The organism is Rhodococcus sp. GB-02 (assembly GCF_053470465.1).
The window spans coordinates 511253-537721 of record NZ_JBPUKE010000003.1; the positions used below are offsets into that span (position 1 = coordinate 511253).

The window sequence follows — 26469 nt, forward strand, 5'->3', positions numbered from 1 at the left end:
CACCGCTATTTCCCTCCCCCTCGGGAAATGTGCGGTGGCCCGTGTTGTTCGCTGCGCCTGTCGCAACCGCCGTATCTACCGCAACCGCTGTATCTACCGCAACCGCTGTATCTACCGCAACCGCCTTGGCCCAAGGTCGATTGCGCTCGGTTCGGGTCCGATTCGGACGCGTGAATCGGTGATCTCCGCTCCTGTGGCCGAAGCGAGTACCGGCTCGCAGGCCAGTTCGCGGACTTCGGGAAGGTCGTCGGCCAGCGCCGAGATGCGCTGAACCAGATCCACCAACGCACCCTTGTTGACCGGAACGGCGTTGCGATATCCGGATAGAAGCGGCGCTGCCTTGGGCGCGTCGATCAATTCCGTTGCAGCGTCCTCGGTGAGCGGCAGCACACGATAGGCACGGTCGCCGAGGAGATCCGAGATCACACCGGCGAGCCCGAACGAAATCAGCGAGCCGAACGACGGGTCGTCCTGGACACCGACCACACATCCGATGCCCTTGGTCGCCATTTTCTGCACGTGCAACAGCGGTTCACCGGACGCGGCCGCAAGGTCGCGGTACGCGAGGCGCACAGATTCCGGTCCACTCAGGTCCAGCCTGACGCCGCCCAGATCCGGTCGATGACGCCACATTTCGCCGGTTGCCTTGACCGCGACCGGATAACCAACCGCATCCGCTGCCTCCACAGCTTCGTCTTCGCTCAGGACCGAACGGAATTCGACGACGGCGACGCCGTAGCACTCGAGGAGAGCCGCCGCTTCCACGTCCGAAAGCCAACGCCCAGGAGAGTTTTCAAGCCAATCGGCCACCATCTTCTGGGCTCGTTCGGAGTCGATACCCACGGGGCGGACAACCTTCGACGCAGGCTTGCTGCGCCACTCCGCGTAACGCCAAGCCCTCGCCAACGCCAGTGCGGCACGCTCTGGCCCCGGGTAGGACGGCACCGAACCGCGGGTCGGGTTACCGACTTCGTCACGGACCGCCAGGACGTCCGGCACACCCTCGGCCGCGAGGAATGTCGTGAGAATCGGCTTGTCCGAGCCGGCCACCGCGTCTTTGAGCGCTTTCGCGAACGGCTCGACCGGTATCGCAACGGGAGGAACGAAGACGGCGATGACGGCATCGACGTCGAACGACGCCAACGCGTCGCGCACGGCAGTGGCGAACAGATCCGGGCTCGCCTGTGCGCCAAGGTCGACCGGGTCGCTGACCTGCAAACCTTCACTGCGGGCGGCGTCCGCAGCCAGGACCCCGAGCGCAGTCGAATTGCCGATGACGGCAAGCCGTGGACCGGCCGGCAACGGCTGATACCCGAAGAGCAGTGCACAGTCGAACAACTGTGAGATGGAGCCGACCTGGATGACGCCGGCCTGTTCGAAGAGGGCGCGGACGATCGAATCGTCGATCTCGACTCCGGTGGCGGCAAGCACCGGCGGAACCGCGTGCCGACCACTCTTGACCGCGACGATCGGCTTCTTCCGCGCAACTCGACGAGCGATGCGGGAGAACTTTCGGGGGTTGCCGAAGCTCTCCAGGTAGAGAAGTACCACTTCGGTGGACTGGTCGGAATCCCAGTACTGCAGAAGGTCGTTGCCCGAGACGTCCGCACGGTTACCGGCAGAAACGAAGGCGGACAATCCGATTCGGCTGCGCGCAGCCTCATCGAGAATGGCGATACCGAGCGCGCCTGACTGACAGAAGAAGCCCACGTTGCCTGCCACCGGCAAAACCGGCGCCAGCGTCGCATTCAACGAAATCGCCGGGTCGTTGTTCGCCACCCCCAGAGCATTCGGACCGATGAGACGCATTCCGTGGGCACGGGCCGCGTGGACCAGTTTGCGTTCGGATGAGCGCCCGTCCGGACCACTCTCACTGAAGCCGGACGAGACGACCACCAGCGCTTTGACGCCCTTGTCGAGGCAGTCGTCAAGTACCGAATTGATGGATTCCGCAGGAACCGCCACGACAGCCAGGTCGACGTCGTCGGGGATGTCACGAACAGTCGGGTACGCCCGCACCCCGTGCACCGACCGATGCTCGGCATTGACGGGGTAAACAGGTCCGGTGAATCCGCCGCGCAGCAGGTTGGTCAACACCGCGTTACCCACCTTGGCAGGGTCCGCCGATGCGCCGATCACGGCCACCGATCGTGGACTGAGTACGTTACCCATGCTGCGCGCTTCGGCTGCCCGCTCCCGCGAATTACGTACCGAAACAAGCGCTTCTGTCGGGTCGATCGCAAATTCGAGTCGCAGCACGCCGCCGTCGAACGAGCGACTCACCTGGTAACCAGCCTCACGGAACACCGTCACCATGTTGCGGTTCTCGGAGAGGACTTCGGCGACGAACATCGTCAGGCCGTTCTCGGCCGCTGCTGCTGCCAGGTATTCGAGCAGGATCGGTCCGAGGCCGCGCCCCTGGTGTGCGTCGGCAACGACAAAGGCGACCTCGGCAGACTTGCCGTCCCCTACGTCGAGGAGTCGCTCGTATCGGCCCACCGCGATGATCTCGTCGCCGAGCATCATCACGAACGCGACGCGATTGTGGTGGTCGACAGTCGTGAAATTCTTGACGTCGCGCGCCGACATCGTGGGGTACGGGCCGAAGTACCGCAGGTACCGTGTGCGCTCGGAGAGTTTGCCGTGGAATTCGACGAGCTTGTCCGCATCCTCGGGAACGATGGGTCGCAGCGCCACAGCGCCCCCGTCGGAGGCGAGGACGTCGACTACCCACGAATGCGGATATGTGTGGGCGGGATCGGTCGCGGGAGCCTCGCCGCTCGTTCCGGCGCCGGCTGCTTCGGTATCGGACTGTTCAGTCACGGGGATCCTCCGGGTCGAGTCCGAGTAGCGGGAACGAAGCGCGGCGCGTCGCGATGATCGCCGAGTCGATGCGGGTGAGCGCACGATCTACCGAAGCGAGACCTGTCTCCGGTGTACCACCCGGGCCGTCCCACGGCGTGTAAGCGACATCGCCGCCATCTCCCATGGTCGGCGGGAGGTCGACGCTCGGCGCACGAAGTTTCGTCGAGTCCTTCCAGTCTTCGGGGACAGCTGTGTCGACGTCGATCTCGCGATCGAGCGCGGCCGCGATCAGGTGGGTCCACGCCCTCGGCACGACGCGAACCAGTCCGTATCCCCCGCCGCCGACCGCCAGCCACCGCCCCTCGGAGTAGCGGTCGGCGAGGTCACGCATCGCCAGGAACGCGGCACGCTGACCGTCGACGGTGAGGGCGAGGTCCGCGAGCGGGTCCTCGCGGTGCGAATCCACTCCGCACTGACTGATGATGATCTGCGGGCGGAAGGCTGCAATGGCACCCGGGACGACAGCGTGAAAAGCGCGCAGCCACAACGCGTCGACGGTCCCGGGCAGCACCGGGATGTTCACCGCTGTACCTTCGGCCGCGCCGTCGCCGACTTCGCTCGACCACCCGGTGTTGGGCCACAATGTTGCCGGATGCTGGTGCAGCGAGACCGTGAGTACTCGGGGGTCCCCGAGGAACGCATGTTGCACACCGTCGCCGTGGTGAGCGTCGACGTCGATGTAGGCAATGCGGTCGTAACCGTTGTCGAGCAGCCACGAAATCGCCACAGCCGCATCGTTGTACACGCAGAATCCCGAAGCCCAATCCGCCATCGCATGGTGCATGCCGCCGCCGATGCTGACCGCACGACGCGTACGTCCCGAAGCGATTTCCTGCGCTGCGGCCAACGAACCGCCGGCGAGGATCGCACTCGCTTCGTGCATGTGCGGGAACACGGGGTTGTCCTCGGTACCCAGCCCGTGGGGAACATCCTGGCCGCTCACACCGTTGTTCGCAGAGTTACCCGCGTCTTTGACCGCTGCAAGATATGCCGGTGTGTGGATTCTGAGGAGGTCGGCATCGGACGCTGCGCTCGGTTCGAGAAACTCGATGCCCTCGAGAAGTCCGAGGCTTCGCGAGAGCGCCATCGTGAGATCCAGACGGGTGGGATTCATCGGGTGATCGGCGCTCCACCGATAGCTCAGGTACTCCGGACTCCACACCACGACTCGATTCGCTCGAGACGCCGCGGGGTCCCCGTCAGATCTGATCGACGCGGTCATGGGATCACGCTACTTCCTTCTCGTTTCGTGCCGCACACCACACTCGTGGCCCGCTACGGAGACCGAGATCGAGTGAGACGAATCCAATTCGGACACGCGCTGGACTCGCCGCGGTGGAGGCGGCACCGGAACCACGAACTGAACGGTAGAATGATCAACTGACGAAGGGGTTGAGTGTGAAGGATCTAGTCGACACCACGGAGATGTATCTCCGGACGATCTACGACTTGGAAGAAGAGGGCGTAGTCCCACTCCGGGCGCGGATCGCCGAACGGCTCGAACAGAGCGGACCCACCGTCAGCCAGACAGTTGCGCGTATGGAGCGCGACGGCTTGCTGATGGTCGCCGGCGATCGACATCTGGAACTCACCGACAAGGGTCGCGATCTCGCGATCTCTGTCATGCGTAAGCACCGGTTGGCAGAGCGCCTGCTGGTGGACGTCATCGGTCTCAAATGGGAAGACGTACATGCCGAGGCATGCCGTTGGGAGCACGTGATGAGCGAGGAGGTCGAGCGTCGGCTCGTCGTCGTTCTGAACAACCCCACGACGTCGCCCTACGGCAACCCGATTCCGGGGTTGGACCAGTTGGGACTCGACGGCCCGGTTGCCACCACCGAAACATTGGTGCGCCTGACCGATATTCCGCACGGCGCACAGACAGCTGTGGTCGTTCGGCGACTCGCCGAGCACGTGCAGTCCGATCCCGAGGTGATCGCGCAGCTGCGTGACGCCGGCGTCGTTCCCGACGCCAGGGTGACGGTCGAAACCCGTCCGGGCTCGGTGACCATCATCGTGCCGGGTCACAGCGGATTCGACCTGTCCGAGGAAATGGCTCACGCCGTTCAGGTCAAGCAGGTCTGAGGAAGTAGTAGATGAAACTCCTGGTCACCGGCGGCGCCGGTTACGTCGGCAGTGTGTGCAGCACTGTGTTGCTCGAGCGTGGACACGAAGTTGTCGTCATCGACGACCTCTCCACCGGAAATGCCGACGCGGTGCCTGCCGGTGCCGAGTTCATCGAAGGGGACGCGGGGGCTCTGGCCGCCGAGGTCCTCGGCAGTGCGGGTTCACCGGTTTTCGACGGCGTACTTCACTTCGCGGCACAGTCGCTGGTCGGCGAATCGGTGTTGCACCCCGAAAAGTACTGGCGCGGAAACGTCGTCACGACCATCGACTTGCTCGAGGCGATTCGCATCTCCGGTACTCCCCGCCTCGTGTTCTCCTCCACCGCCGCAACGTACGGCGAGGCGGAGCAGTCCCCGATCGTGGAGGCCGCTCCGACCCGCCCTACCAATCCGTACGGCGCGACCAAGCTCGCGATCGATCATGCGATCACCTCGTACTCGATCGCCCACGGCCTCGGCGCGACCAGCTTGCGCTACTTCAACGTCGCGGGCGCGTACAAGTCCGCCGGCGAGAACCGGGTGATCGAAACCCACCTGATTCCGCTCGTCCTGCAGGTCGCGCTCGAGCAGCGAGACAAGATCTCGGTCTTCGGAACCGACTGGCCCACGCCGGACGGAACCGCAGTACGCGACTACATCCACGTGCTTGACCTCGCCGAAGCGCATCTCCTGGCTCTCGAATCCTCGGTTCCCGGCGAGCACCGCATCTACAACCTCGGAAGTGGTGCCGGCTTCAGCGTGCGCGAGGTAATCGCTGCCTGTGCGCGGGTCACCGGCCTGCCGATCAACGTCGAAGACGCGTCACGACGCCTGGGTGATCCGGCCGTGCTGATCGCATCGAGCGACAAGGCCATTGCCGAGTTGGGTTGGACGCCCACGCGTACCGATCTCGACGTCATCGTCGCCGATGCATGGCAGTTCCTCCAGGATCTGGGCGACCGCTCGCACGCTGCTCGCTAGCTTCCACTCGGCAGTGCCGGCGGCAAGCCGGCGATTCCGAGCGATTCCCCGATGGACAATCCGACGGCCGCGAGGTCGCGGATCCCGTCGGGGCGCACGCCGGATTGAAGGGAAAGATCCAGCAATCCGGCCAAAGTGTGTTCCGAATCGGCCGACAGTGCGGCCGACAACGCGACACCCGCCAGAGGGCCGTCCCCGCGAACGTATGCAAAGAACCCGAGAAGTGTTGCCGGCCAAGCTCGTTCGGGAGACGGTACTTCATGGGTGAGTACGAGCCACAAATGCTCAGCATGTGCCGCAACTGACGTGATCGCCAATCCCAACACCACGTCGCGCACGTGTACGTCCGTCAAAGCGACCACCAGATCGGCGCATTCCTGCGGGTCAGGGCAGCGAGTGCCTGCCTCAACACGGCGGACATGTTCCAACACCAGATCGACCCGGCGCTGAACTGCGGTTTCACCGCTCGGCCCCCCGCTGTACGCACTCGATTCTCGTCGGCTCGCGATCAGTCGGGCAATCGTGTCGTGATTGCGAGCGGCACCGTGTACCCACCGGACCAGTTCCTCACGCGAACGGCGAATGACCCTGCCGCCCAACACCTGTGCAGCCGCAACCGACGAAGATGCCGGGTCGGGCAGGGTGCCGCGGTGAATCGAACGCGTGACGCTCGTCCACGGCTGGCCAGATTCTATTGCGGCCGTGCACAATACGTCGGCCAGCTCGACGCAGGTTCCGCCGAGCATGTCTTCGAATACCTCGGCCAGCTCGATGGTTTCATCGATGAGAGTTTCAGCTGCCGAGCAATCGGTGATCACCACGAGAACTACCGCACGCGCGCCTTCCCCGTCACAGACAGCGGCGAACTGGCGCAGCGCCGCGCTCATCTGCCTCGCGGGCTTTCCCCTGACACTGGGAAAGTAGTCGTGCCGCATCACCGGGCCGAGCGTCGAGGCGGAGGCGCCCATCAGAGACAGCGCAACCACAGAGTTGGATGGATGGAAGCCCAGGAGTGCGGGTATTGCCGCGATCAATTCCCCTGGATCGGAGACGCGTTCGACGCATCCGAGAAGGGCGGCAAGGTCGTCGTCGGAGAATTCGAATTCTCCCGGAAGAGGTGATGTTGTCATGCACAGACCGTCGCTGATCACCCCGACCCGGCAGTCTGCTCGACCAGGGAAAACAGCTGCGTCGAAGTTATCTGTGGACTACCGCATGTGTTGGGGACCAAGTACCGCGCCGCACCGAGCAGTTCCGCTACTTGTCGGACCTGTGTGCTGCGACATCACTTACTTGCTTTGACCTTCTGTACCGCTGCCGTGAAGGCTTGATCCAGCGGTGCTGTCGACGGTGCCGCAGAACCGAACGTCATCAGTGTTGTCGCTACCCGCACGTCGCCGACCTGCGCGATCAACGTCAGCATCGTCTGATCGCCGGCTGCGGCTTTGGGGGAAACGACAGTGCGGCGAAGTGACATCGTCTTGTCGGCATCGATCGGCGACGGCGGAAGAATTTCTGTCGTCACTGTAGTGGTGACGCCGTTCGCAGTGACAGTCATGGACGGGCATTGGCGAGTTTGCGCTTCCAACTCGTCCAGGGGTGCGTCGACCTTGGTGAGTTCGACCGAAATCGTTGCCCTCGTCGCGTTGTCGGTCCCGACTGCCATCACGGTCCCGTTCGGACCGTAATCCTGTTCCGGTGGCTCACATTCGGATGGATCGACGGTGGCACCGCGTGGGACGCCGACTAGATCCGGCGCTGCCATCGGAACGGCCTGCGGGGGCAGCACAACAGCACCGAAGGGCTCGGGAAATTCCTCGGGAGTCAGAAGGAGTTCGGACAACGGTGCCGCCGCTTTCGGAGAAGCAGATTTCGGCGACGAGGATTTGGGGGCAGCCGTCGTACTCGGCGCCGCTGAGCCGCTGTCGGTCACACCGGCAGTCGCCGGCGCGGAGTCCGGAACGGGTGCTCCTTGGACCGACCCGGAGCAGCCCGCGAGTAGTGTAACCGCGGCCACCGCCGCAAGGGAGCATGCGGCCACTCGCCTGGACGATCGTGGACACACCCGCATGTAAGCCTCCGCACTCGACCGATCCCGACAATCGACCAATCCATTTCGGACAAATCAGCCGTGCCGACCTTGTGTTCCACTCTGCCATGTCCGAAGCCGCGCACCCGACATCTACCGAACGCCCAGGCCAAGTGTCGAAAGATACCGCTCGGCTTCGCTCTCGGCGAACGCCCTGTCTCGTCGGATCGGGAATGATCGGTCACCGACTCGGTGTTCTTACCGATGAACGTCTGATCCAGTGCTGTCGGGCACCCGACTCCGATGCTGTCGAGCGTGCGCCGATAGTGGACACTTGAGATCAAGACCGAAGAGCGAAGGGGACTGCGATGGACGAACAGTCGAGGATGTACGAGCTGGAATTTCCGGCGCCCCAGTTGGCGGCTGCCGACGGCCAGGGACCGATCCTGATTCACGGACTCGAGGGTTACTCCGACGCCGGTCACGCCGTGAAATTGGCGACGACGCATCTGCGGGAAAGCCTGGAAACCGAGCTTGTCGCGTCGTTTGCTGTCGACGAGCTGATCGACTACCGCTCGCGTCGACCAACGATGACGTTCAAGGCCGATCATTTCTCCGATTACGACGCTCCGGCGCTCAATCTGTACGCACTGCGCGATACGGCCGGCACACCGTTCCTGCTGCTTGCAGGGATGGAACCGGACCTCAAGTGGGAGCGGTTCACCACAGCCGTTCGTCTGTTGTCCGAACAGCTCGGTGTGCGTCGAACCATCGGGCTCAACGCGATTCCGATGGCAATCCCGCACACCCGACCGCTAGGCGTGACAGCACATTCGACCAACAAGGACCTGATCCAGGACCATCAGCGTTGGTCAGGTGAACTACAGGTTCCCGGCAGCGCATCGTCACTGCTCGAGCTGCGTATGTCTCAGCACGGGCACGAGGCGATGGGCTTTTCGGTGCATGTCCCCCACTATCTCGCGCAAACGGACTACCCGGGCGCCGCAGAGACTTTGCTCGAAAACGTTTCCGAGGTTTCGGATCTGGAATTGCCCTTGGTTGCGCTGGGTGAGGCCGCGGCGCGCGTTCGGGAACAGGTTAACGAGCACATAGCCGGGAACGAAGAAGTTCAGACTGTAGTCCACGCTTTGGAGCGGCAATACGACACTTTTGTCGCCGCTCAGGAACAACAGTCGTCCCTTCTGGCCGGCGAGGCCGACCTTCCCAGCGGTGACGAGATCGGCGCAGAGTTCGAAAAGTTCCTGGCCGAACAGGCGGGGAATGACGACTTCGGCTCAGCTGGAGACCTCGATCGAGGCGACAACTGACGAAATTGTGACGGGCAGGGCGCATAATTCGACATTGTGCGCATTCCGCAACCCCTCCGTTACCTGGGCTGTTGTTCAGGACACATCCGTCGGATAGCCTCAAACTCTGTGTGATTTTCGTTGACGGCTCAACAACTGGAGCAGACAGTCAACGTGGTCACACGCCGAGCCAGGAGGCGACATGAGCAGACCACGGAACCGTCAGCTCCGACCGGTCCCCGACGAGGAACCGCGGATGATGTTCCGGACGATTCACGGCTACCGACGCGCATTTCGGATAGCCGGCGAGGGTCCGGCAGTACTCCTCCTGCACGGAATCGGCGACAATTCGTCGACGTGGACCGAGATCATTCCCCACCTCGCCAAGAAGTACACGGTCATCGCACCTGACCTGTTGGGTCACGGCCGCTCCGACAAGCCACGCGCGGATTACTCGGTAGCCGCGTACGCCAACGGCATGCGGGATCTTCTGTCGACGCTCGGCATCGAGCACGTCACCGTCATCGGGCATTCGCTCGGCGGCGGCGTCGCGATGCAGTTCTCCTACCAATTCCCACACATGGTGGATCGTCTCGTGCTGGTCTCGGCCGGTGGCGTCACCAAGGACGTCCACCCGTTGCTGCGCCTCATGTCCGTTCCGGTGGTCAACGAGTTCGTCAAACTGCTCCGGATACCTGGCGCGATGCCGCTCGTCCGGATGGCCGGAAACCTTGCCGGTGTCGTCCACGGTTCAAATCTGCGTCCCGGCACCATGCTGCACGACACACCCGACCTGATTCGCGTGCTCGCTGATCTCCCCGACCCCACGGCCTACGAGGCCTACCTTCGTACGCTGCGGGCGGTCGTGGACTGGCGCGGGCAGGTCGTCACAATGCTCGACCGCTGTTATCTGACCGAGAATCTGCCGGTTCAACTGATCTGGGGCGACGACGACTCCGTCATTCCCGTCTCCCACGCTCACCTCGCGCACGCGGCGATGCCGAACTCACGTCTCGAAATCTTCCGCGGCTCGGGCCACTTCCCGTTCCGCGACGATCCGATGCGTTTCCTGCAGATCGTCGAAGACTTTCTTTCCAGCACCGCACCACTCGTCTTCGACGAGGCCCGCTGGCGTCACATGCTGATCTCCGGAGTCGGCGAGAACACCATCACCGGAACGTCGTCCACCCGCATGGCAGTGCTCGACGCCATGGGCTCGGACGAGCGAAGCGCAACCTGATCCGCGGTTGCGGCTAGCCTGTACGAGTGCTGCTGACGGAACTTCTCCCCGACAACGCGGATCCTGATTCCGTTTTCGACGCCTTCTCTTCGTGGACCATCGAACGAGGTTTGACGCTCTATCCGGCTCAGGAAGAGGCCGTCATGGAGTTGGTCTCGGGTGCAAACGTGATCCTTGCGACGCCGACCGGGTCAGGCAAATCGATGGTGGCGATCGGCGCACATTTCTATGCAATGTCGCTCGGCAAGCGCACGTACTACACAGCGCCGATCAAGGCGCTGGTGAGCGAGAAATTCTTTGCACTGTGTGAGGTCTTCGGGGCCGAGAACGTCGGCATGATGACCGGTGATGCCGCCGTGAACTCGTCGGCGCCGATCATTTGTGCGACGGCAGAGATCGTCGCGAATCTTGCACTGCGAGAGGGCCCGAACTCCGATATCGGCCAGGTCGTGATGGACGAGTTCCATTTCTACTCCGAACCCGATCGAGGTTGGGCGTGGCAGGTTCCGCTCATCGAGTTGCCACACGCGCAGTTCCTGTTGATGTCGGCAACCCTCGGTGAGGTCGACTTCTTTGCCGAGGATCTGACGCGCCGTACCGGAAAGCCCACCACCGTCGTCTCCGGCACGGAACGCCCCGTGCCTTTGATGTTCTCGTACGCGACCACACCCGTCGGCGAAACCATCGAAGATCTGGTGACCACCAATCAGTCCCCCGTCTACATCGTGCATTTCACGCAGGCCGCCGCGCTCGAACGCGCCCAGGCACTGACGAGCGTCAACTTCTGTTCCAAAGAAGAGAAGGAAGCGATCGCCGAAGCGCTGGGCGGTTTCCGCTTCACCACAGGGTTCGGAAAGACACTCTCTCGCCTGGTCCGGCACGGCATCGGCGTTCACCATGCGGGCATGTTGCCCAAGTACCGACGGCTCATCGAAGTTCTCGCGCAGGACGGGCTTCTCAAGGTGATTTGCGGTACCGACACTCTGGGCGTCGGCATCAACGTCCCGATCCGCACGGTGCTGCTAACCGGTCTCGCCAAGTACGACGGTGTCCGCACCAGGCATCTGAAAGCCCGCGAGTTCCATCAGATCGCCGGCCGCGCGGGTCGTGCGGGCTACGACACGATGGGCACCGTTGTCGTCCAGGCACCGGAACACGAAGTCGAGAATCTGCGGGCTGTCGCCAAGGCCGGCGACGATCCGAAGAAGATCAAGAAGATTCAACGCAAGAAGGCTCCCGAGGGGTTTGTGTCCTGGAGCGAAGCGACGTTCGACCGCCTGGTCGCAGCATCACCCGAACCGTTGGTGTCGCGATTCTCGGTCAGCAACTCGATGCTGCTCAATGTCATTGCCCGACCGGGCAACTGCTTCGACGCGATGCGGCATCTGTTGGAGGACAACCACGAATCGCGTCCGGCGCAACGCAAGCACATCCTCAAAGCGATCTCGCTGTATCGCGGATTGCTCAGCGCCGGCATCGTGGAACGCCTCGACGAACCCGACGAGTACGGCCGCATGGCTCGGTTGACGATGGACCTCCAACGCGACTTCGCCTTGAACCAGCCACTCTCACCGTTCGCCTTGGCGGCATTCGAACTTCTCGACGTCGAATCCGACAGTTACGCACTCGATGTCGTCTCGATCATCGAATCGACGCTCGACGATCCGCGTCAGGTTCTGATGGCGCAGCAGCACTTCGCCCGCGGCGAAGCGGTGGCACAGATGAAGGCCGACGGCATCGAGTACGAGGAGCGCATGGAGCTTCTCGAAGAGGTCACCTGGCCGAAACCGTTGTCGGACTTACTGTTCCCGGCTTTCGAAATGTACCGGGGTGGCCACCCGTGGATCACCGAGTTCGCCCTCTCCCCCAAGTCCGTGGTGCGCGACATGATCGAACGCGCCATGACGTTTGCCGAACTTATCAGCCATTACGGACTCACCCGGTCCGAGGGTCTCGTCCTGCGCTACCTCGCCGACGCCTACCGCGCGCTACGACAGACCGTCCCGACCGAAGCGCGCACTGAGGAACTCGAAGACATCATCGAGTGGTTGGGCGAGCTGATCCGCCAGGTCGACTCGAGTCTGCTCGACGAGTGGGAGTCACTCACCGACCCCGGAGCCGAGGCAGACACGGAAGAGGTTGCGTTCGGCGCCGACATTCCCCGTCCCATCTCGGCGAACCCGCGCGCATTCCGTGTCATGGTGCGCAATGCGATGTTCCGACGCATCGATCTTGCGTCGCGTCGGCAGTGGAACGAGCTGGAAAACCTCGAGGACGGTATCGACGCCGCCGAGTGGGAAGAGCAACTACTCCCGTACTTCGAGGAGTACGCAACTATCGGAACCGGGCCATCGGCGCGCGGGCCGGCGCTCTTCCAGGTCACCGAAGAGGGTGAGTTCTGGCGGGTGCGGCAGGTGCTCGAGGATCCGGAGGGCGATCACGGATGGGCACTGCTTGCCGTCGTCGACATCCCGGAATCGGATGCCGCGGGTGAAATCGTGTTCGACGAGCTGAGCGTCGTAGAAGGCTAGCGCCTGTGCGCCTTTCTGGTAGTCGGCGCTACCAGAAAGGCGCACAGGTGGCGTCAGCCCCTTCGAGCCTTCCGCGGCTGGTTACGACGCGCAGCGCGCTTTTCCTTGATACGAACGTTCTCGGCCCGCACGTCGGCCTGAACAGCGCGTTCCTTCTCGAGCCATTCGGGCTTCTCTTCGAGCAGTGCGGCGATCTGATCCGTGGTGAGTGCTTCTTCGACGCCACCGCGAGCGAGGCCGGCGATCGAAATGCCCAGCTTGGCGGCGATGACCGGGCGCGGGTGCGGTCCGGTGCGTCGCAGCTCGAGCAGCCACTCCGGCGGATCGGTCTGCAGAGCGGTCAGCTCGTCACGAGTCACGTCGCCTTCCTGGAACTGCGCAGGTGTTGCTTCCAGGTACACACCCAGCTTCTTGGCAGCCGTCGTCGGCTTCATCGTCTGGGGAGTTTTGTTCGACGTCATGCAACAAGAGTAACCAGCCGATACAGGTGCTTTTACCAAGGCGGTAGCCTTGCCTGGTGACAGACGCGGATAGTCAGGCAATTTTTCGACTCGCGTACGCCCCGGGGGTGACGCCCACCAAGTGGGTCCGGGTGTGGCACGAGCGGCTTCCCGAGGTGCGTCTGGAACTTGTTCAGTTCCCGGTTCTCGAACTCGAAGCTGCACTTCGCGCAGGTGAAGCTGATGCAGGTTTGGTTCGCCTGCCGATCGACCGGACCGGTATCAGCGCTATCTCGCTGTATGCGGAAACCCCGGTGGTGGTGGTACCGAAAGATCACGTGTTCACCACTGTCGATCAGATCTCCGTTGACGACTTGGCCGACGAGATAGTGCTCGATCCGCTCGACGACAGACTCGACTGGCCGACACGTCCAGGCAAGGCCGCCGCCGAGCGACCCGCGAGCATCGCCGATGCCATCGAATTGGTAGCCGCCGGCGTCGGAGTTGTCGTCGTACCCCATTCGCTGGCGCGGTTCCACCATCGCAAGGACCTGACCTTCCGTCCGGTGGACGGTGCTCCCGAGGCTCCCGTGGCTTTGGCGTGGATGGAGTCCAAGACCACAGATCTGGTCGAGGAACTGATCGGCATCGTGCGGGGCCGCACGGCACAGAGTTCCCGCGGCCGAAACGGTGAGCCGGCGGAGAAGATCAAGGGCTCCGTCAAAGCAAAGATCGCGGCCCGCGAGCGACGCGCAGAAGCTGCCAAGAACGGTCAGAAAGCTAAGGGCGCCGGCACCGCAAAGAACATATCCGGACGCAACGCCGGTTCCGGCAAGGCCAAGGCAGGCGGCAAATCGGGTAGCGGGAAGTCCGGTGGGACCAAGAGTTCGGGTGGCCGGTTCTCCGGAAAGCAGAAGGGCCGCTAGGGATTCAGTAGCTTTTCCCTGCGGGCACTACTCGTCCCGACACCAGTGCGACTACGAGCGTCCGAACCCCGCCTCCTTGGGTGCAAGGTCAGATCGATTGGACCAACTGCATCGAGGCCGGCAACTCGGAAGATCACTGCCGGACAACGCTGAACTGATCATGCGCGACATCGTCGGGCTGCGGTCCGCAAATTGACGCACCGTCGAACTCCGTCGAGCATGATGAGAGTATGACGCCCGCGAGTTCTTCAGCCCTCGATGAATTGGTAGCGACGCTCCCCGAGGGGGCTGTCCTCGTAGACCCGGACCTGACCGCGGGCTACCGCCAGGACTGGGCCGCCGACCCGACCGCAGGCAACCCCGCTGCCGTGGTTCGCGCAACGTGCACCGAAGACATCCAGGCAGTGATGCGGTGGGCAACCGCCCACCGCGTACCGGTGGTGCCCAGAGGTGCCGGCTCGGGCCTGTCCGGTGGATCCAGCGCCGTCGACGGTTGCATCGTGGTCAGCACCGAGCGAATGCGAAAGATCACGATCGACCCGGTCGCCCGGGTAGCGGTTACTCAGCCCGGCTTGATGAATGCCGAGGTCAAGAAAGCCGCCGCAGAACACGGACTCTGGTACCCACCTGACCCGTCGTCCTTCGAGATCTGTTCCATCGGCGGCAATGCAGCTACCAATGCCGGCGGACTCTGCTGCGTCAAGTACGGAGTTACCACCGACTACGTTCTCGGACTGCGGGTCGTGCTGACAGACGGGACAGCTGTCAGCCTCGGAGGTCCCCTTCTCAAGGACGTCGCCGGACTCTCACTCACCAAACTGTTTGTGGGCAGCGAGGGCACTCTCGGCATCATCACCGAAATCACGTTGCGTTTGATTCCGGCGCAGCCGCCCGCATCAACCGTCGTGGCCTCGTTCGACTCGGTACAAGAAGCTGCCGACGCAGTCTTGGCGATCACCAGCAACATGCGTCCGGCGATGCTCGAGTTCATGGATCACGCCAGTATCAACGCCGTCGAGGATTCGGTACGCATGGGTCTGAACCGCAAGGCTCACGCACTGCTGCTCGCGCAGTCCGACGCACCCGGCGCGGCAGGCGTGCTGGAAATCGAGACGATTGTTCAGGCGTGCGAAAACAACGGAGCCACCGAGGTATTCGCCACCGACGACCAGGCCGAAGGTGACGCTTTTGCGGCGGCACGGCGGGCAGTGTTCCCGGCAGTGCTCGCGATGGGAAGTCTGCTTCTCGAAGACGTGGGCGTTCCCATGCGCGCACTCCCCCAGCTCGTAACCGGAGTCGAAGCCATCGCCGACGACCTCGATGTCCTGATCTGCACGGTGGCGCATGCCGGAGACGGAAATACACACCCGCTCATCGTTTTCGACCCCGCAGATCCGGACATGACCGAACGCGCACAGATCGCATTCGGGCGGGTGATGGATCTCGCCATCGCGCTGGGCGGCACGATCACCGGCGAACACGGGGTCGGTCGACTCAAGCGCGACTGGCTGCCGTCACAGTTGGGTGAAGACGTCATGGCCCTCAATCGCAAGGTCAAGGATGCGCTCGACCCCCTGGGAATTCTCAATCCCGGAGCCGTCATTGCCGTGAAAGAAGGCTCTCTCGACTAGCTTTCACGTCGACGTCGAACGAGTTACGTCACCGAGGAACTGTCGGGCTGACCGAACGGACCAACTCGGCCAGCTGACGGAATCCTTCTGCTCGGCCACTCGAAGAGCGGAACACGACGCCGATCGTACGACCTGGAGCCGGCGACGCGAAGCGCGCCGTCGACAAATCTCCGCGTCGAACCTCCACGGCAACAGCAGATTCCGGGACCAAAGTCACCCCGAGTCCCCCGGCCACACACTGCACGACCGTCGCGAGCGACGTCGCCCGCGTGTCGCCGGCAAGCGGATGAGCGTCTACGGAACGGCACAGATCCAACGTCTGGTCGCGCAGGCAGTGGCCGTCGTCGAGCAAGAGCAACGGCAGCGCGTCGAGCAAGTCCGCCGTGAGATCGACACGTCCGGCCAAGGAATGCTCGTTCGGCACGACCATCACAAAATCCTCTTCGTACACAGGAACTTCCACCAGGCCAGGCATTCCGGCAGGAAGCGCCAACACCGCGACATCGAGCGCTCCCGATCGCAGCGCATCGAGCAGGCGCGCCGTTTGATCCTCGACTATTTGTGGTGCCAACGACGGCAGCTTCTCGCGCAACTCCGGCAACAACCCCGGAAGGATGTACGGCGCAACGGTCGGGATCAGCCCGATGCGTAGCGGTCCGGTCAGAGAGTCGCCGGAGCCGGCCGCGCTCGCAACGAAACCGTCGGCAGCCTCGAGAATCTGCTTGGCCTGACCGAGTAGGCGCTGTCCGTCCGCGGTCACGAGCACGCGCCGCGTACTACGTTCGATCAGTTTGACCCCCAGGCCCGCCTCGAGAGCCGCCAGCGCCTGCGACAGTGTGGGTTGGCTCACACCGGAACGCGCTGCGGCAGTACCGAAGTGCCGATACTCGGCCACCGACACAAAGGCACGCAGCTGTGACAAGGAAGGTTGATAAGTCTGATCAGACATGCCTATCAGTGTAGTGCCACCCATCACCTTTACCTTTTGAACAGTTTGATGCAGAATGGACTCATACCAAAAAGCGCCGGTCACAACCTCGACACTCCAGTCGAAACCGTCCGACCCGCTGACGGTGACAAACCCTCTCGATCCAGCGCGTTCGGCCGTCATAGTCCGAACAGCCGGATCGTGTGCGCAAGAAATTCCTGTTCACGAGACACGTAGGAGAATGAGACACATGGCTCTGCTCACAATCGGCGACCAGTTCCCCGCTTACAACCTCACGGCTGTCATCGGCGGCGACCTGTCCAAGGTCGATGCCCAGCAGCCCGATGACTACTTCACCACCGTCACCAGTGACGACTACGCAGGCAAGTGGCGCGTCGTCTTCTTCTGGCCCAAGGACTTCACCTTCGTGTGCCCCACCGAGATTGCTGCATTCGGCAAGCTCAACGAAGAGTTCGCAGACCGTGACGCTCAGGTTCTCGGCGCTTCCGTCGACAACGAGTTCGTGCACTTCCAGTGGCGCGCACAGCACGAGGAGCTCAAGACCCTCCCCTTCCCGATGCTCTCGGACCTCAAGCGCGAGCTTGCCGAGGCCACCGGCGTCCTCAACGCCGACGGCGTTGCAGACCGCGCGACGTTCATCGTCGACCCCAACAACGAGATCCAGTTCGTCTCCGTCACAGCCGGTTCCGTCGGCCGTAACGTCGACGAGGTTCTCCGCGTCCTCGACGCTCTCCAGAGCGACGAGCTGTGCGCATGCAACTGGAAGAAGGGCGACCCGACCATCAACGCCGGCGAGCTTCTGACTGCGAGCGTCTGAGTATGAGCGTCGAGAACCTCAAGAACTCTCTTCCCGAGTACGCGAAGGACCTCAAGCTCAACCTGAGTTCCATTGCGCGTACGACCGTCCTGAACGAGCAGCAGTTGTGGGGAACACTCCTCGCAACGGCCGCAGCCACCAAGTCTGCGTCCACGCTCAAGGAGATTGCATCCGAGGCTGCCGACAACCTGTCGGCAGAGGCGTACAACGCCGCTCTCGGCGCAGCTTCGATCATGGGCATGAACAACGTCTTCTACCGCACCAAGGGCTACCTCGACGGTAAGTACGACGATCTTCGTGCCGGCCTGCGGATGAACATCATCGGCAACCCGGGCGTCGACAAGGCCGACTTCGAATTGTGGTCGCTTGCAGTGTCCGCGATCAACGGCTGCAACCACTGCCTCGAAGCTCACGAGAACACCCTCCGCCAGGAAGGTGTCGACCGCGAGGTCATCTTCGAAGCGATCCGCGCCGGTTCGATCGTCGCGGGCGTCGCACAGGCTGTCGAAGCCAACGAGATCCTTTCTGCCGCACAGGTCTGATCACTCGGCCCCGACTGCAGTTCGACGAGCCCTCCCCACCGTGAAGGTGGGGAGGGCTTTTCGCGCGCTAGGGTGGACCGATGGGTATCGAGGTGAGTGTGGTCCGGGTCTTCACGGACGAGAACGGCAAGCACGGGAATCCGCTGGGAATCGTCGACGCATCCACGGTTGCAGAATCGGATCGACAGGCCGTCGCGAAGGAACTCGACTACAGCGAGACCATTTTCATCGACGTTCCGGAAGACGGCGCCTCGCGTGCCCGGGCTCAGATCTTCACTCCGGCAGCAGAACTCCCCTTCGCCGGGCACCCCACCGTCGGTGCGACATGGTGGCTGAGCGAGCAGGGCCGCCGCGTCACCTCCCTCGACGTTCCAGCCGGCAGGGTCGACGTCCGCCAATCCGGGGCTCTCACGTGGGTACGCGCGCGTGCCGAATGGGCACCGGAATTCGCGATCTACCCGATGGACACGGTCGACGATGTCATCGACGCCGATCCTTCCGACTACGAGGCGGATCATTCGTATCTGTGGGCATGGCAGGACAAGCTCGAAGCTGCGATCCGCGCACGCATGTTCGCACCGGTGATGGGGATCGCCGAGGACGACGCAACCGGATCGGCAGCTTTGCGCATCACGGACCGACTGAGGAAATCATTGCTCATCACCCAGGGACGCGGATCGGTGCTTCACACCACCTTCTCCCCCGAAGGGTGGCTCGAAGTCGGCGGCCGCGTAGTTGCGGAGCCGTCACGAACCCTGTGAGTACCCGGTCGGATTACGTCCGGCTTCGAGATCGCGTGCGCTGAGCGACACCGAGATCTCTTCGCCGAGGGCAACTCCGGGTGCAAGCGGCAGTTGATCGCCGCTCCAGAACTTGCCCGGATCGAACCAGTTGATCCGACGATTACCGACAAGCAGACCCATCGCCTCATAGGTTTTGGCAACCACTTCGGCGCAGTAGGCGCTCTCGACGGCCACTGCGGACACGTCGGACTTCCTGCGCAGCTTCGGGATCCGGCCTCCGAACCAGCGTGAGGCAAGCTTGGCCGTCGACGGGAACGGCGTGCCGTCCAGTCGCGCGATCGTCTTGAGCAGAGCGTCTTCCTGCTCACGGGTGATCTCGTGGTCGAGCTGGCGCAACCATCCGCGCTGCCCGTACTTGGCACCCCACACCTGAACCGCCGACCTCAGATCGTGCAGTTGGACACCACGCTGGAAGCGTCCAGTCCACATGTCCTGCAGCGAGTGACCGAGTTCCGCATGCCACATCAGCGGCGGCAGGTCGTCGATCACCACCGACATTCCCACGTGATTGACCGGGCTGTTGGTCAGCGTCTGGATGGCCCGGTCGGCGGTCGACTCTCCGCGGAAGATCCAGATGTCACCCGTACGGGTCGCCGCGGCGGCCTCGTCGAGACTCACCTGCGAAAGCAATCGTCGGTCCATGCCTCTAGCGTAGAGGGATGAAACTCCCTACTCCTCTGCTGGCCTCGCACGTTTGGAAACTGGTCGGCCTCGCTGGTGCCATGGGCATTGCCGCCACCGGGGTCCTCGTTGCGCGCGGCGAACGCCAGCGTCGGGCCTACTCTCCGGACGAGATTCGCTCGGTATTGCACGAGCGGTACACCCAGGCCTACGCCAAGCAGTCGGAGCAAGAGGTTCTGGAACTCGAACCTGCACCCAACGCAGTGCGGCGCCGAATCGAGAAACTCTTCCGGCGCCGCAACTGAACTCATCCGAGGGCTGCGAGGATCCCTGCGGCCATCTCCGCGACCTGATCATCGGTCATGACAAACGTCGGCGAAATCTGCATCGCGCCCTGACCCGCAGCACGACCCGAAATACCGTGCTCACGCAACGTCTTCACAAACGGCAACGCCTCCGCCGGATCAGCCAACTGCACCGCCGCGACCGCACCGAGCCCACTACGAACCTCCGCCACCCGCGGATGCTCCGCCAGCGGCTGCAGATGCGTATGCAACGACGCCTCCAAACGCTTCGACTCCACGAGCAAATTCTCACGCTCGACAATGTCGAGGTTCGCCATCGCCGCCGCAGCAGCACCAGCATGCCCGCCGTAGGTGTACCCATGGCGCCACCACGAACCGGCATAGAACGGCTCCGCCACCCGCGGCGCGATAAACACCGCACCCATCGGAACATAACCCGACGTCAAACCCTTTGCCGTGGTCATCATGTCAGGCTGCAAATCGAAACGAGTAGACGCGAACCACTCACCACCGATCCGACCGAAACCCGTCACGACCTCGTCGACCACAAACAGGATGTCGTGCTCACGGCAGATGTCACGCACCTCGGCCAGATACCCCTCCGGCGGGAGATACACCCCACCCGCACCGATGATCGGCTCCGCGAAAAACGCCGCGATCTTGTTCGCACCGATCCGCTCGATCAACTCGAGCAGACTCTTCGCATCATCCCAACCAACCGTCGCCGCATCCGCCATCAGCTCGCCGTAACCCTCACGGTTCACCGGAATACCAGCCAAAGCCGTTCCCGCAACATGCATCCCGTGATACGCCTTCTGGCGTCCGACGATGATCGTCTTCTCCGGCTGCCCCACCTCGTGCCAGTACCGGCGAGCCAGCTTCGCCGCGGTGTCCACCGAATCCGAACCACCCGAGGTGAAGAAGATCTTGCTCCCGGAAACCGGCGCGATGGCCGCCAGACGCTCCGCCAACACCTGCGTGGTCTCGGGAACAAAATCACCGAAGTTGGAGAAATGCGCGATCTTCGACAACTGAGCCGCCACCGCATCCGCGATCTCGGTGCGCCCGTGCCCGACATTGGTGAACCACAAGCCCGCCGTCGCATCCAGATACCGCGTGCCCTCACGGTCCCAGATGTACGCGCCCTCACCGCGAGAGACGACAAACGCGCCGTTCTTCTCCACAGCACCCATGTCCGCGAACCCGTGCCACAATGCCGAAGCCATCATTGTCCCCTTCGAATACAAACGATGCTGGTGTGCAAACGATGTGCTGCGACTATATCGACACCAGAAATCCGCGCACGACGGCGCTCGCTCGGCACCGGCTTTCCGGGCGCACACGTAATCTGTCGACCATGACTTTTGCCGACAATCTTGCAGCACTGCCCGCCATCGATCATCTGGCCGCCATCGAGGTACTCGACGCCGACGGAAACGTCATCGACACCGTGGAGAACAAGCCCGGAAAGTCCGGCTCGGTCAAGGTGTACAACCATCTCGCTGCGGCCTACGGCGCACTTACACCCGAAGCCGCGACAGCAGGACTGACGATCTTCGCCGAACACACCGAGGACGCGCGAGCGAACCCGGGCAAGCACCCGAACATCGACCGACTCGATCAGGTGATCTCCACCGGAAACGGGCTAGGACTGCGGGGCGTTCCGGCCGCATAGCCCGGCGCCCAACCGTCCGACGGCATTGACTGCCAACGCCATCAGGGCCATCGCGATGCCCAGCACGACAAATCCGATGAACAGGGCCAGGTAGCCCTGGTGGCGCGGATCCATGAACGGGTACGGATACCAGTCGACGATCGGACCTCGAATCAACGTGTACACCGCGTAGATCACCGGAAACAGCAGCCACTGCAGCGAGCGAATTTCGGAGATCCTGTGCCGCGAAGCGAAGAACACCCAGTCGAGGAGCATCACCAGCGGAAGAATGCGGTGCAGCGCCGAGTTGATCCACGCGTCGTTCAAATTGACGTCGATGTTCGCGAGTAGGACGGCGTAGATGATCCCGGTGATCACCATGTACAGCGTCACCGCGCCACGAATCGACTGCCATGTCCGCGCTTGCGGATCACGAAGTGCGCCCACCAGCAACACGAACACCGCGAGGATATTGCTCTCGATGGTGAAGTAGCTCAGATAGTTCGACAACGAGAATCCGTCGGCGTTGCGAATCGGGATCCACAACAACGCAGTGAGTCCGTAGAGCGCGAACAACAATCGAAGTACTCGCACGGCAACAGGTGTCGACGCGACAGGCACCGATGACTCGTTTGCGGTATTTGTCGTCACTCGACGATATTTGCACATCACTACGATCTGCGAGCGGTAGTTGTCAATGCGTTCGATAGGCTGTCATCAGCATGTCTACAACACCACCGGCCCCGCTCTCCCCCAAGCGGAGTGACCTGAAGAGCGCGCTGGCGCAGGCCTCACTCCGCGACGAGAGTCGACTCCGTCGCAAACTCGACCGTGCCCGCACGCCAGACGCTCTGGTGGCGCTGGCCGAAGAAATAGACGCCGCACGCACTCGATTGGCTACCCGCGCCGCGAACGTCCCCGCGATCTCGTACCCCGAAGCACTGCCCGTCAGTCAGCGCAAAGACGATATCGCCACCGCGATCTCGGAGAATCAAGTTGTCATCGTCGCCGGCGAGACCGGCTCCGGTAAGACAACTCAGATCCCCAAGATCTGTCTCGAACTCGGACGCGGCGTCCGAGGCCTCATCGGACATACACAGCCTCGCCGGTTGGCAGCACGCACCGTTGCCGAACGTATCGCCGAAGAACTCGACACCGAACTCGGCGACGCCGTCGGATACACCGTGCGGTTCACCGACCAGGTCTCGGATCGCACCTACGTCAAGCTCATGACCGACGGCATTCTCCTCGCCGAAATTCAGCGCGACCGTATGCTCCGACGCTACGACACGCTGATCATCGACGAAGCGCACGAACGCAGCCTCAACATCGACTTCATCCTCGGCTACCTGGCTCAGCTGCTCCCCCGCCGACCCGATCTCAAAGTCATCATCACGTCGGCGACCATCGATCCCGAACGCTTCGCCAAGCACTTCGCCGTCGACGGTAAGCCTGCGCCGATCGTCGAGGTATCCGGGCGAACCTTCCCCGTCGAGATGCGTTACCGGCCACTGACCGTCGAATCCGGCGACATCACCTTCGACCGCGATCCCGTCGACGCGGTCTGCGAAGCGGTCGACGAGCTGAGCGCGGAGGGCGAAGGCGACATCTTGGTCTTCCTCTCCGGCGAACGCGAAATTCGCGACACCGCAGACGCTTTGCGTGACCGGCGTCTTCGCAACACCGAAATCGTCCCGCTGTACGCCCGTCTGTCTGCCGCCGAGCAACACAAAGTGTTCTCGCCGCACACCGGCCGACGCGTCGTCCTTGCCACCAACGTGGCCGAGACCTCGTTGACCGTTCCCGGCATTCGGTACGTCGTCGATCCGGGAACCGCACGCATTTCGCGATACTCGGTGCGCACCAAGGTTCAACGATTGCCGATCGAGCCCATTTCGCAGGCGTCAGCTCGTCAGCGTTCCGGGCGTTGCGGCCGCGTCGCCGAAGGTATCTGCATCCGCCTGTACTCCGAGGAGGACTTCGAGTCACGGCCGGCGTTCACCGAGCCGGAGATCCTGCGGACCAATCTCGCATCCGTCATCTTGCAGATGACGGCCCTCGGTCTGGGCGACATCGCCGCCTTCCCCTTCGTCGAGCCGCCGGACCAGCGCGCCGTCAAGGACGGAATCGGACTCCTCGAAGAACTCGGCGCCATCGCGCGAGGTTCCGAGGCAAGTCACCCCGAACTGACTCCGGTCGGCCGCGAATTGGCCCAGATCCCGGTGGATCCGCGGATGGCACGAATGCTGGTGGAAGCCAAGAACAACGGGTGTCTTCACGAAACCCTCGTCATCGTCGCGGCATTGTCCATCCAGGACGTTCGCGAGCGGCCCGCCGAGTTCCAGCAAGCAGCTGACGAGAAGCATGCCCGGTTCAATGTCGAGAACTCCGACTTCCTGGCCTACCTGAAACTGTGGGACTACTTACGCGAACAACGTAACGATCTGTCCTCCAACCAGTTTCGCAAGATGTGCCGGAACGAGTTCCTGCACTGGCTCCGCATCCGCGAATGGCAGGATCTGCACGGGCAGCTCCGGCAGATCACCCGCGGTCTCGGCTGGAGCGTGGGCGACACACCCGCAAGCGAGAACGCAATCCATCAGTCACTGCTCGCCGGATTGCTCTCGCACATCGGGTTACGCGAAGGCGAGAAGCGGGATTATCTCGGCGCCAGGGGCAGCCACTTCGCGATCTTCCCCGGATCCGGATTGTTCAAGAAGCCACCTCGCTGGGTCATGGCCGCTGAACTCGTGGAAACGTCGAGGCTGTGGGCACGCATGTCCGCGCGTATCGAACCGGAGTGGGCCGAAAAGCTGGCCCCGCACCTGGTGAAACGCACCTATTCCGAACCACACTGGTCCTCCAAACGCGGCTCGGCGATGGCATACGAGCGAGTCACTCTCTACGGTGTTCCGCTGGTGACCGGACGTGCGGTGACGTACTCGCGAATCGATCCCGAGGCCTCACGCGATCTCTTCATCCGCCATGCGCTCGTGCAGGGCGAGTGGCAGACGAACCACAAGTTCTTCCATGAGAACCGCGCACTCCTCGACAACGTCGAAGAGCTCGAGAACCGTGCGCGCCGCCGCGACATCCTCGTCGACGACGAGACTCTCTACGAGTTCTACGACGAACGCATCGGCCAGGAAGCCGTATCCGCCAAGCATTTCGACCAGTGGTGGAAGTCTGAGCGGCGCAAGAATCCGAGTCTGCTGACCTTCACGCCGGAAACCGTGGTCAACTCCGACGCGGCTGCCGTACTGGGTGGGGAGTACCCGGACGCTTGGCGCCAGGGCGACATGCAGTTCCCGCTGACGTACCAATTCGAGCCGGGCAAGGACGACGACGGCGTCAGCGCACACATCCCGGTCGGCCTGCTCGCGCAGCTTCAGCCGGTCGGCTTCGACTGGTTGGTCCCCGGTATGCGAGTCGATCTGGTTACTGCTCTGATCAAGACGTTGCCCAAGAACATTCGACGCGCCGTCGTGCCGGCACCCGACTACGCCGCTGCAGCGTTGGCAGCAGTCAAACCTCGATCCGAGCCGTTGATGACTGCAATGGCCCGGGAACTCTCGCATTTGGGCGGGATACAGATCGACGCCAGGGACTTCGATCCGGCCGCGCTGCCCGATCACCTCCGGATGACGTTTGTCGTCGAGGACGAATCAGGCAAGGTCCTCGCGAAGGGCAAGGATCTGGCGCAGCTACGACGCACGCTCGCCCCGCGGGTGCAGAAGGAAGTGGCCAAGGCAGCCACCGGAACCGAACGGGCACCCGCTGCAGTCTGGACGTCCGAGACACTCGGCGCATTGGAGCCGACCATCACTCGTTCCATCGGTGGACAGCAGGTGACGGGCTACCCAGCGCTGGTGCCGGAAAACGGCGGAGTAGCCGTCCGAGTCCTGAGCACGCCGGCTGCGCAGGCGCAGGCGATGAGGGAAGGAACACGAGCGCTCCTTCTGGCGGCCGTGCCCACCCAACTCAAGGCAGTGACCGCCGGCTTGTCGAATACTCAGCGTCTGGCGCTCGGCCAGAATCCAGACGGCGGCTTGGAGGCCCTCGTCGAAGATTGCCGAGTGGCAGCTGCCAACGAAGTGATTGCAGCCCACGGTGGACCGGTACGCACACCTGAGGCGTTCGAAGCCCTGGTGAAGATCGCACGCTCCGAACTGGCCGGACGCGTTTCCGCGATCCTGCGAATGATTGTCCCGATCCTCGAACAAGCACACCAACTGAGCGTCGTCCTCGACCGCTCCCGCGGCGAGGCAGCCGACGACGTCCGAGAACAGTTGACCTCACTGCTGTTTCCGGGATTCGTCGCCGAGTTGGGCTCAGCACGCCTACGCGATTTGCCGCGATATCTTGCCGCATCAAAATTCCGTCTCGAAGCTCTGCCTGCAAGCTCACAACGAGATCAGCAGGCAATGGATGTCCTCGACCGGGTGTACGCAGCGTACGACCGGTTGTTGGGTTCGCTACCCGAAGAGCGTCGGACTGCTCGAGATGTCGACGCGATCAGCTGGATGATCGAGGAACTGCGCGTGAGCCTGTTTGCGCAGTCCCTCGGTACACCCACCCCGATTTCCGAAAAGCGAGTCCTGAAAGCTATCGAAGCGATCAAGCGTTGATGCTCAGCGCGTTCGGTGAGATTGCGCGATCAGTAGATTGTCTGAATGTTGACGTTGGTGAGGAAACCACCAAAGGTGGCAACAGTATTGGCGAA

22 protein-coding genes are annotated in these 26469 nt (G+C 62.8%); 13 read left to right on the forward strand and 9 right to left on the reverse strand.

All coding sequences use genetic code 11. The annotated features are described in order from the left end of the window. Window positions 1-111: 111 nt before the first annotated feature. Window positions 112-2823: a bifunctional acetate--CoA ligase family protein/GNAT family N-acetyltransferase gene (locus tag ACSW29_RS22800; protein WP_317828558.1), complete on the reverse strand. Its 2712-nt coding sequence runs from the start codon at window positions 2821-2823 to the stop codon at window positions 112-114. Continuing rightward, window positions 2816-4087: an acetoin utilization protein AcuC gene (locus tag ACSW29_RS22805; RefSeq protein WP_448278362.1), complete on the reverse strand. Its 1272-nt coding sequence runs from the start codon at window positions 4085-4087 to the stop codon at window positions 2816-2818. The genes ACSW29_RS22800 and ACSW29_RS22805 overlap by 8 nt, the downstream gene beginning before the upstream one ends. A 176-nt stretch (window positions 4088-4263) precedes the next feature. Between ACSW29_RS22805 and ACSW29_RS22810 the strand changes: the two genes are divergently transcribed. After that, a complete protein-coding gene (locus ACSW29_RS22810; protein ID WP_003942150.1) occupies window positions 4264-4950 on the forward strand; it encodes a metal-dependent transcriptional regulator in 687 nt (228 codons plus the stop codon). Window positions 4951-4961: 11 nt separating this feature from the next. Then, a complete protein-coding gene (gene galE, locus ACSW29_RS22815) occupies window positions 4962-5951 on the forward strand; it encodes a UDP-glucose 4-epimerase GalE (RefSeq protein WP_448278363.1) in 990 nt (329 codons plus the stop codon). On the opposite strand, the gene ACSW29_RS22820 is transcribed toward galE, so the two are convergent. After that, window positions 5948-7081 carry a DUF4192 domain-containing protein gene (locus ACSW29_RS22820; protein ID WP_448278364.1) on the reverse strand — a complete coding sequence of 378 codons (1134 nt, stop codon included), beginning with the start codon at window positions 7079-7081 and terminating at the stop codon, window positions 5948-5950. The two genes, galE and ACSW29_RS22820, sit on opposite strands and share 4 nt — an antisense overlap. A gap of 155 nt (window positions 7082-7236) precedes the next feature. Further along, a complete protein-coding gene (locus tag ACSW29_RS22825; RefSeq protein WP_317828560.1) occupies window positions 7237-7992 on the reverse strand; it encodes a sensor domain-containing protein in 756 nt (251 codons plus the stop codon). A 356-nt stretch (window positions 7993-8348) separates the two neighbouring features. On the opposite strand from ACSW29_RS22825, the gene ACSW29_RS22830 reads away from it, so the two are divergent. The 3 genes from ACSW29_RS22830 to ACSW29_RS22840 all read left to right on the forward strand — a co-directional run bounded on the left by ACSW29_RS22830 (window position 8349) and on the right by ACSW29_RS22840 (window position 13058). Further along, window positions 8349-9308: a proteasome assembly chaperone family protein gene (locus tag ACSW29_RS22830; protein ID WP_003942198.1), complete on the forward strand. Its 960-nt coding sequence runs from the start codon at window positions 8349-8351 to the stop codon at window positions 9306-9308. A 181-nt stretch (window positions 9309-9489) separates the two neighbouring features. Next, on the forward strand, window positions 9490-10527 hold the full coding sequence (locus ACSW29_RS22835) for an alpha/beta fold hydrolase (protein WP_317828561.1): 1038 nt from the start codon (window positions 9490-9492) through the stop codon (window positions 10525-10527). A 26-nt stretch (window positions 10528-10553) separates the two neighbouring features. Further along, a complete protein-coding gene (locus ACSW29_RS22840; RefSeq protein WP_230817176.1) occupies window positions 10554-13058 on the forward strand; it encodes a DEAD/DEAH box helicase in 2505 nt (834 codons plus the stop codon). Between the two features lie 53 nt (window positions 13059-13111). Here the strand turns inward: ACSW29_RS22840 and ACSW29_RS22845 are convergent, their stop codons facing one another. Further along, complete coding sequence (locus ACSW29_RS22845; protein WP_230817175.1) at window positions 13112-13519, reverse strand: DUF5997 family protein; 408 nt, start codon at window positions 13517-13519, stop codon at window positions 13112-13114. 56 nt (window positions 13520-13575) lie between these two features. On the opposite strand from ACSW29_RS22845, the gene ACSW29_RS22850 reads away from it, so the two are divergent. Continuing rightward, window positions 13576-14424, forward strand: coding sequence for a LysR substrate-binding domain-containing protein (locus tag ACSW29_RS22850; protein ID WP_448278365.1), 849 nt, complete (start codon window positions 13576-13578; stop codon window positions 14422-14424). A 230-nt stretch (window positions 14425-14654) separates the two neighbouring features. Continuing rightward, complete coding sequence (locus ACSW29_RS22855; RefSeq protein ID WP_448278366.1) at window positions 14655-16055, forward strand: FAD-binding oxidoreductase; 1401 nt, start codon at window positions 14655-14657, stop codon at window positions 16053-16055. A 28-nt stretch (window positions 16056-16083) separates the two neighbouring features. Here ACSW29_RS22855 and ACSW29_RS22860 read toward each other — a convergent pair whose 3' ends face one another. Further along, a complete protein-coding gene (locus ACSW29_RS22860) occupies window positions 16084-17004 on the reverse strand; it encodes a LysR substrate-binding domain-containing protein (protein ID WP_448278367.1) in 921 nt (306 codons plus the stop codon). A 229-nt stretch (window positions 17005-17233) separates the two neighbouring features. On the opposite strand from ACSW29_RS22860, the gene ACSW29_RS22865 reads away from it, so the two are divergent. The 3 genes from ACSW29_RS22865 (at window position 17234) to ACSW29_RS22875 (ending at window position 19124) form a co-directional block, all read left to right on the forward strand. After that, entirely contained in the window at window positions 17234-17821 is a 588-nt protein-coding gene (locus ACSW29_RS22865; RefSeq protein WP_230817171.1) for a peroxiredoxin, read from the forward strand. Between the two features lie 2 nt (window positions 17822-17823). Then, window positions 17824-18363, forward strand: a complete 540-nt coding sequence (locus ACSW29_RS22870; RefSeq protein WP_003942122.1) for a carboxymuconolactone decarboxylase family protein — start codon at window positions 17824-17826, stop codon at window positions 18361-18363. 80 nt (window positions 18364-18443) lie between these two features. Continuing rightward, window positions 18444-19124 (forward strand): PhzF family phenazine biosynthesis protein, encoded by a 681-nt coding sequence (locus tag ACSW29_RS22875; RefSeq protein WP_448278368.1) that lies wholly within the window; start codon window positions 18444-18446, stop codon window positions 19122-19124. Here the strand turns inward: ACSW29_RS22875 and ACSW29_RS22880 are convergent. Continuing rightward, on the reverse strand, window positions 19110-19808 hold the full coding sequence (locus ACSW29_RS22880) for a hypothetical protein (protein WP_448278369.1): 699 nt from the start codon (window positions 19806-19808) through the stop codon (window positions 19110-19112). The two genes, ACSW29_RS22875 and ACSW29_RS22880, sit on opposite strands and share 15 nt — an antisense overlap. 17 nt (window positions 19809-19825) lie before the next feature. Here ACSW29_RS22880 and ACSW29_RS22885 point away from each other — a divergent pair, with 17 nt between their 5' ends. Further along, window positions 19826-20092 (forward strand): hypothetical protein, encoded by a 267-nt coding sequence (locus ACSW29_RS22885; RefSeq protein ID WP_230817168.1) that lies wholly within the window; start codon window positions 19826-19828, stop codon window positions 20090-20092. 2 nt (window positions 20093-20094) lie between these two features. Here ACSW29_RS22885 and ACSW29_RS22890 read toward each other — a convergent pair whose 3' ends face one another. Continuing rightward, on the reverse strand, window positions 20095-21318 hold the full coding sequence (locus ACSW29_RS22890; RefSeq protein ID WP_448278370.1) for an aminotransferase family protein: 1224 nt from the start codon (window positions 21316-21318) through the stop codon (window positions 20095-20097). Between the two features lie 131 nt (window positions 21319-21449). On the opposite strand from ACSW29_RS22890, the gene ACSW29_RS22895 reads away from it, so the two are divergent. Then, the gene (locus ACSW29_RS22895; RefSeq protein ID WP_230817161.1) at window positions 21450-21767 is read left to right on the forward strand and encodes a DUF2322 family protein; all 318 of its coding nucleotides are present in this window, start codon (window positions 21450-21452) and stop codon (window positions 21765-21767) included. Here ACSW29_RS22895 and ACSW29_RS22900 read toward each other — a convergent pair. Then, on the reverse strand, window positions 21738-22367 hold the full coding sequence (locus tag ACSW29_RS22900; protein WP_448278548.1) for a Pr6Pr family membrane protein: 630 nt from the start codon (window positions 22365-22367) through the stop codon (window positions 21738-21740). The two genes, ACSW29_RS22895 and ACSW29_RS22900, sit on opposite strands and share 30 nt — an antisense overlap. Window positions 22368-22468: 101 nt before the next feature. On the opposite strand from ACSW29_RS22900, the gene hrpA reads away from it, so the two are divergent. Further along, window positions 22469-26374 carry an ATP-dependent RNA helicase HrpA gene (hrpA, locus tag ACSW29_RS22905; protein ID WP_448278371.1) on the forward strand — a complete coding sequence of 1302 codons (3906 nt, stop codon included), beginning with the start codon at window positions 22469-22471 and terminating at the stop codon, window positions 26372-26374. Window positions 26375-26469 lie beyond the last annotated feature (95 nt).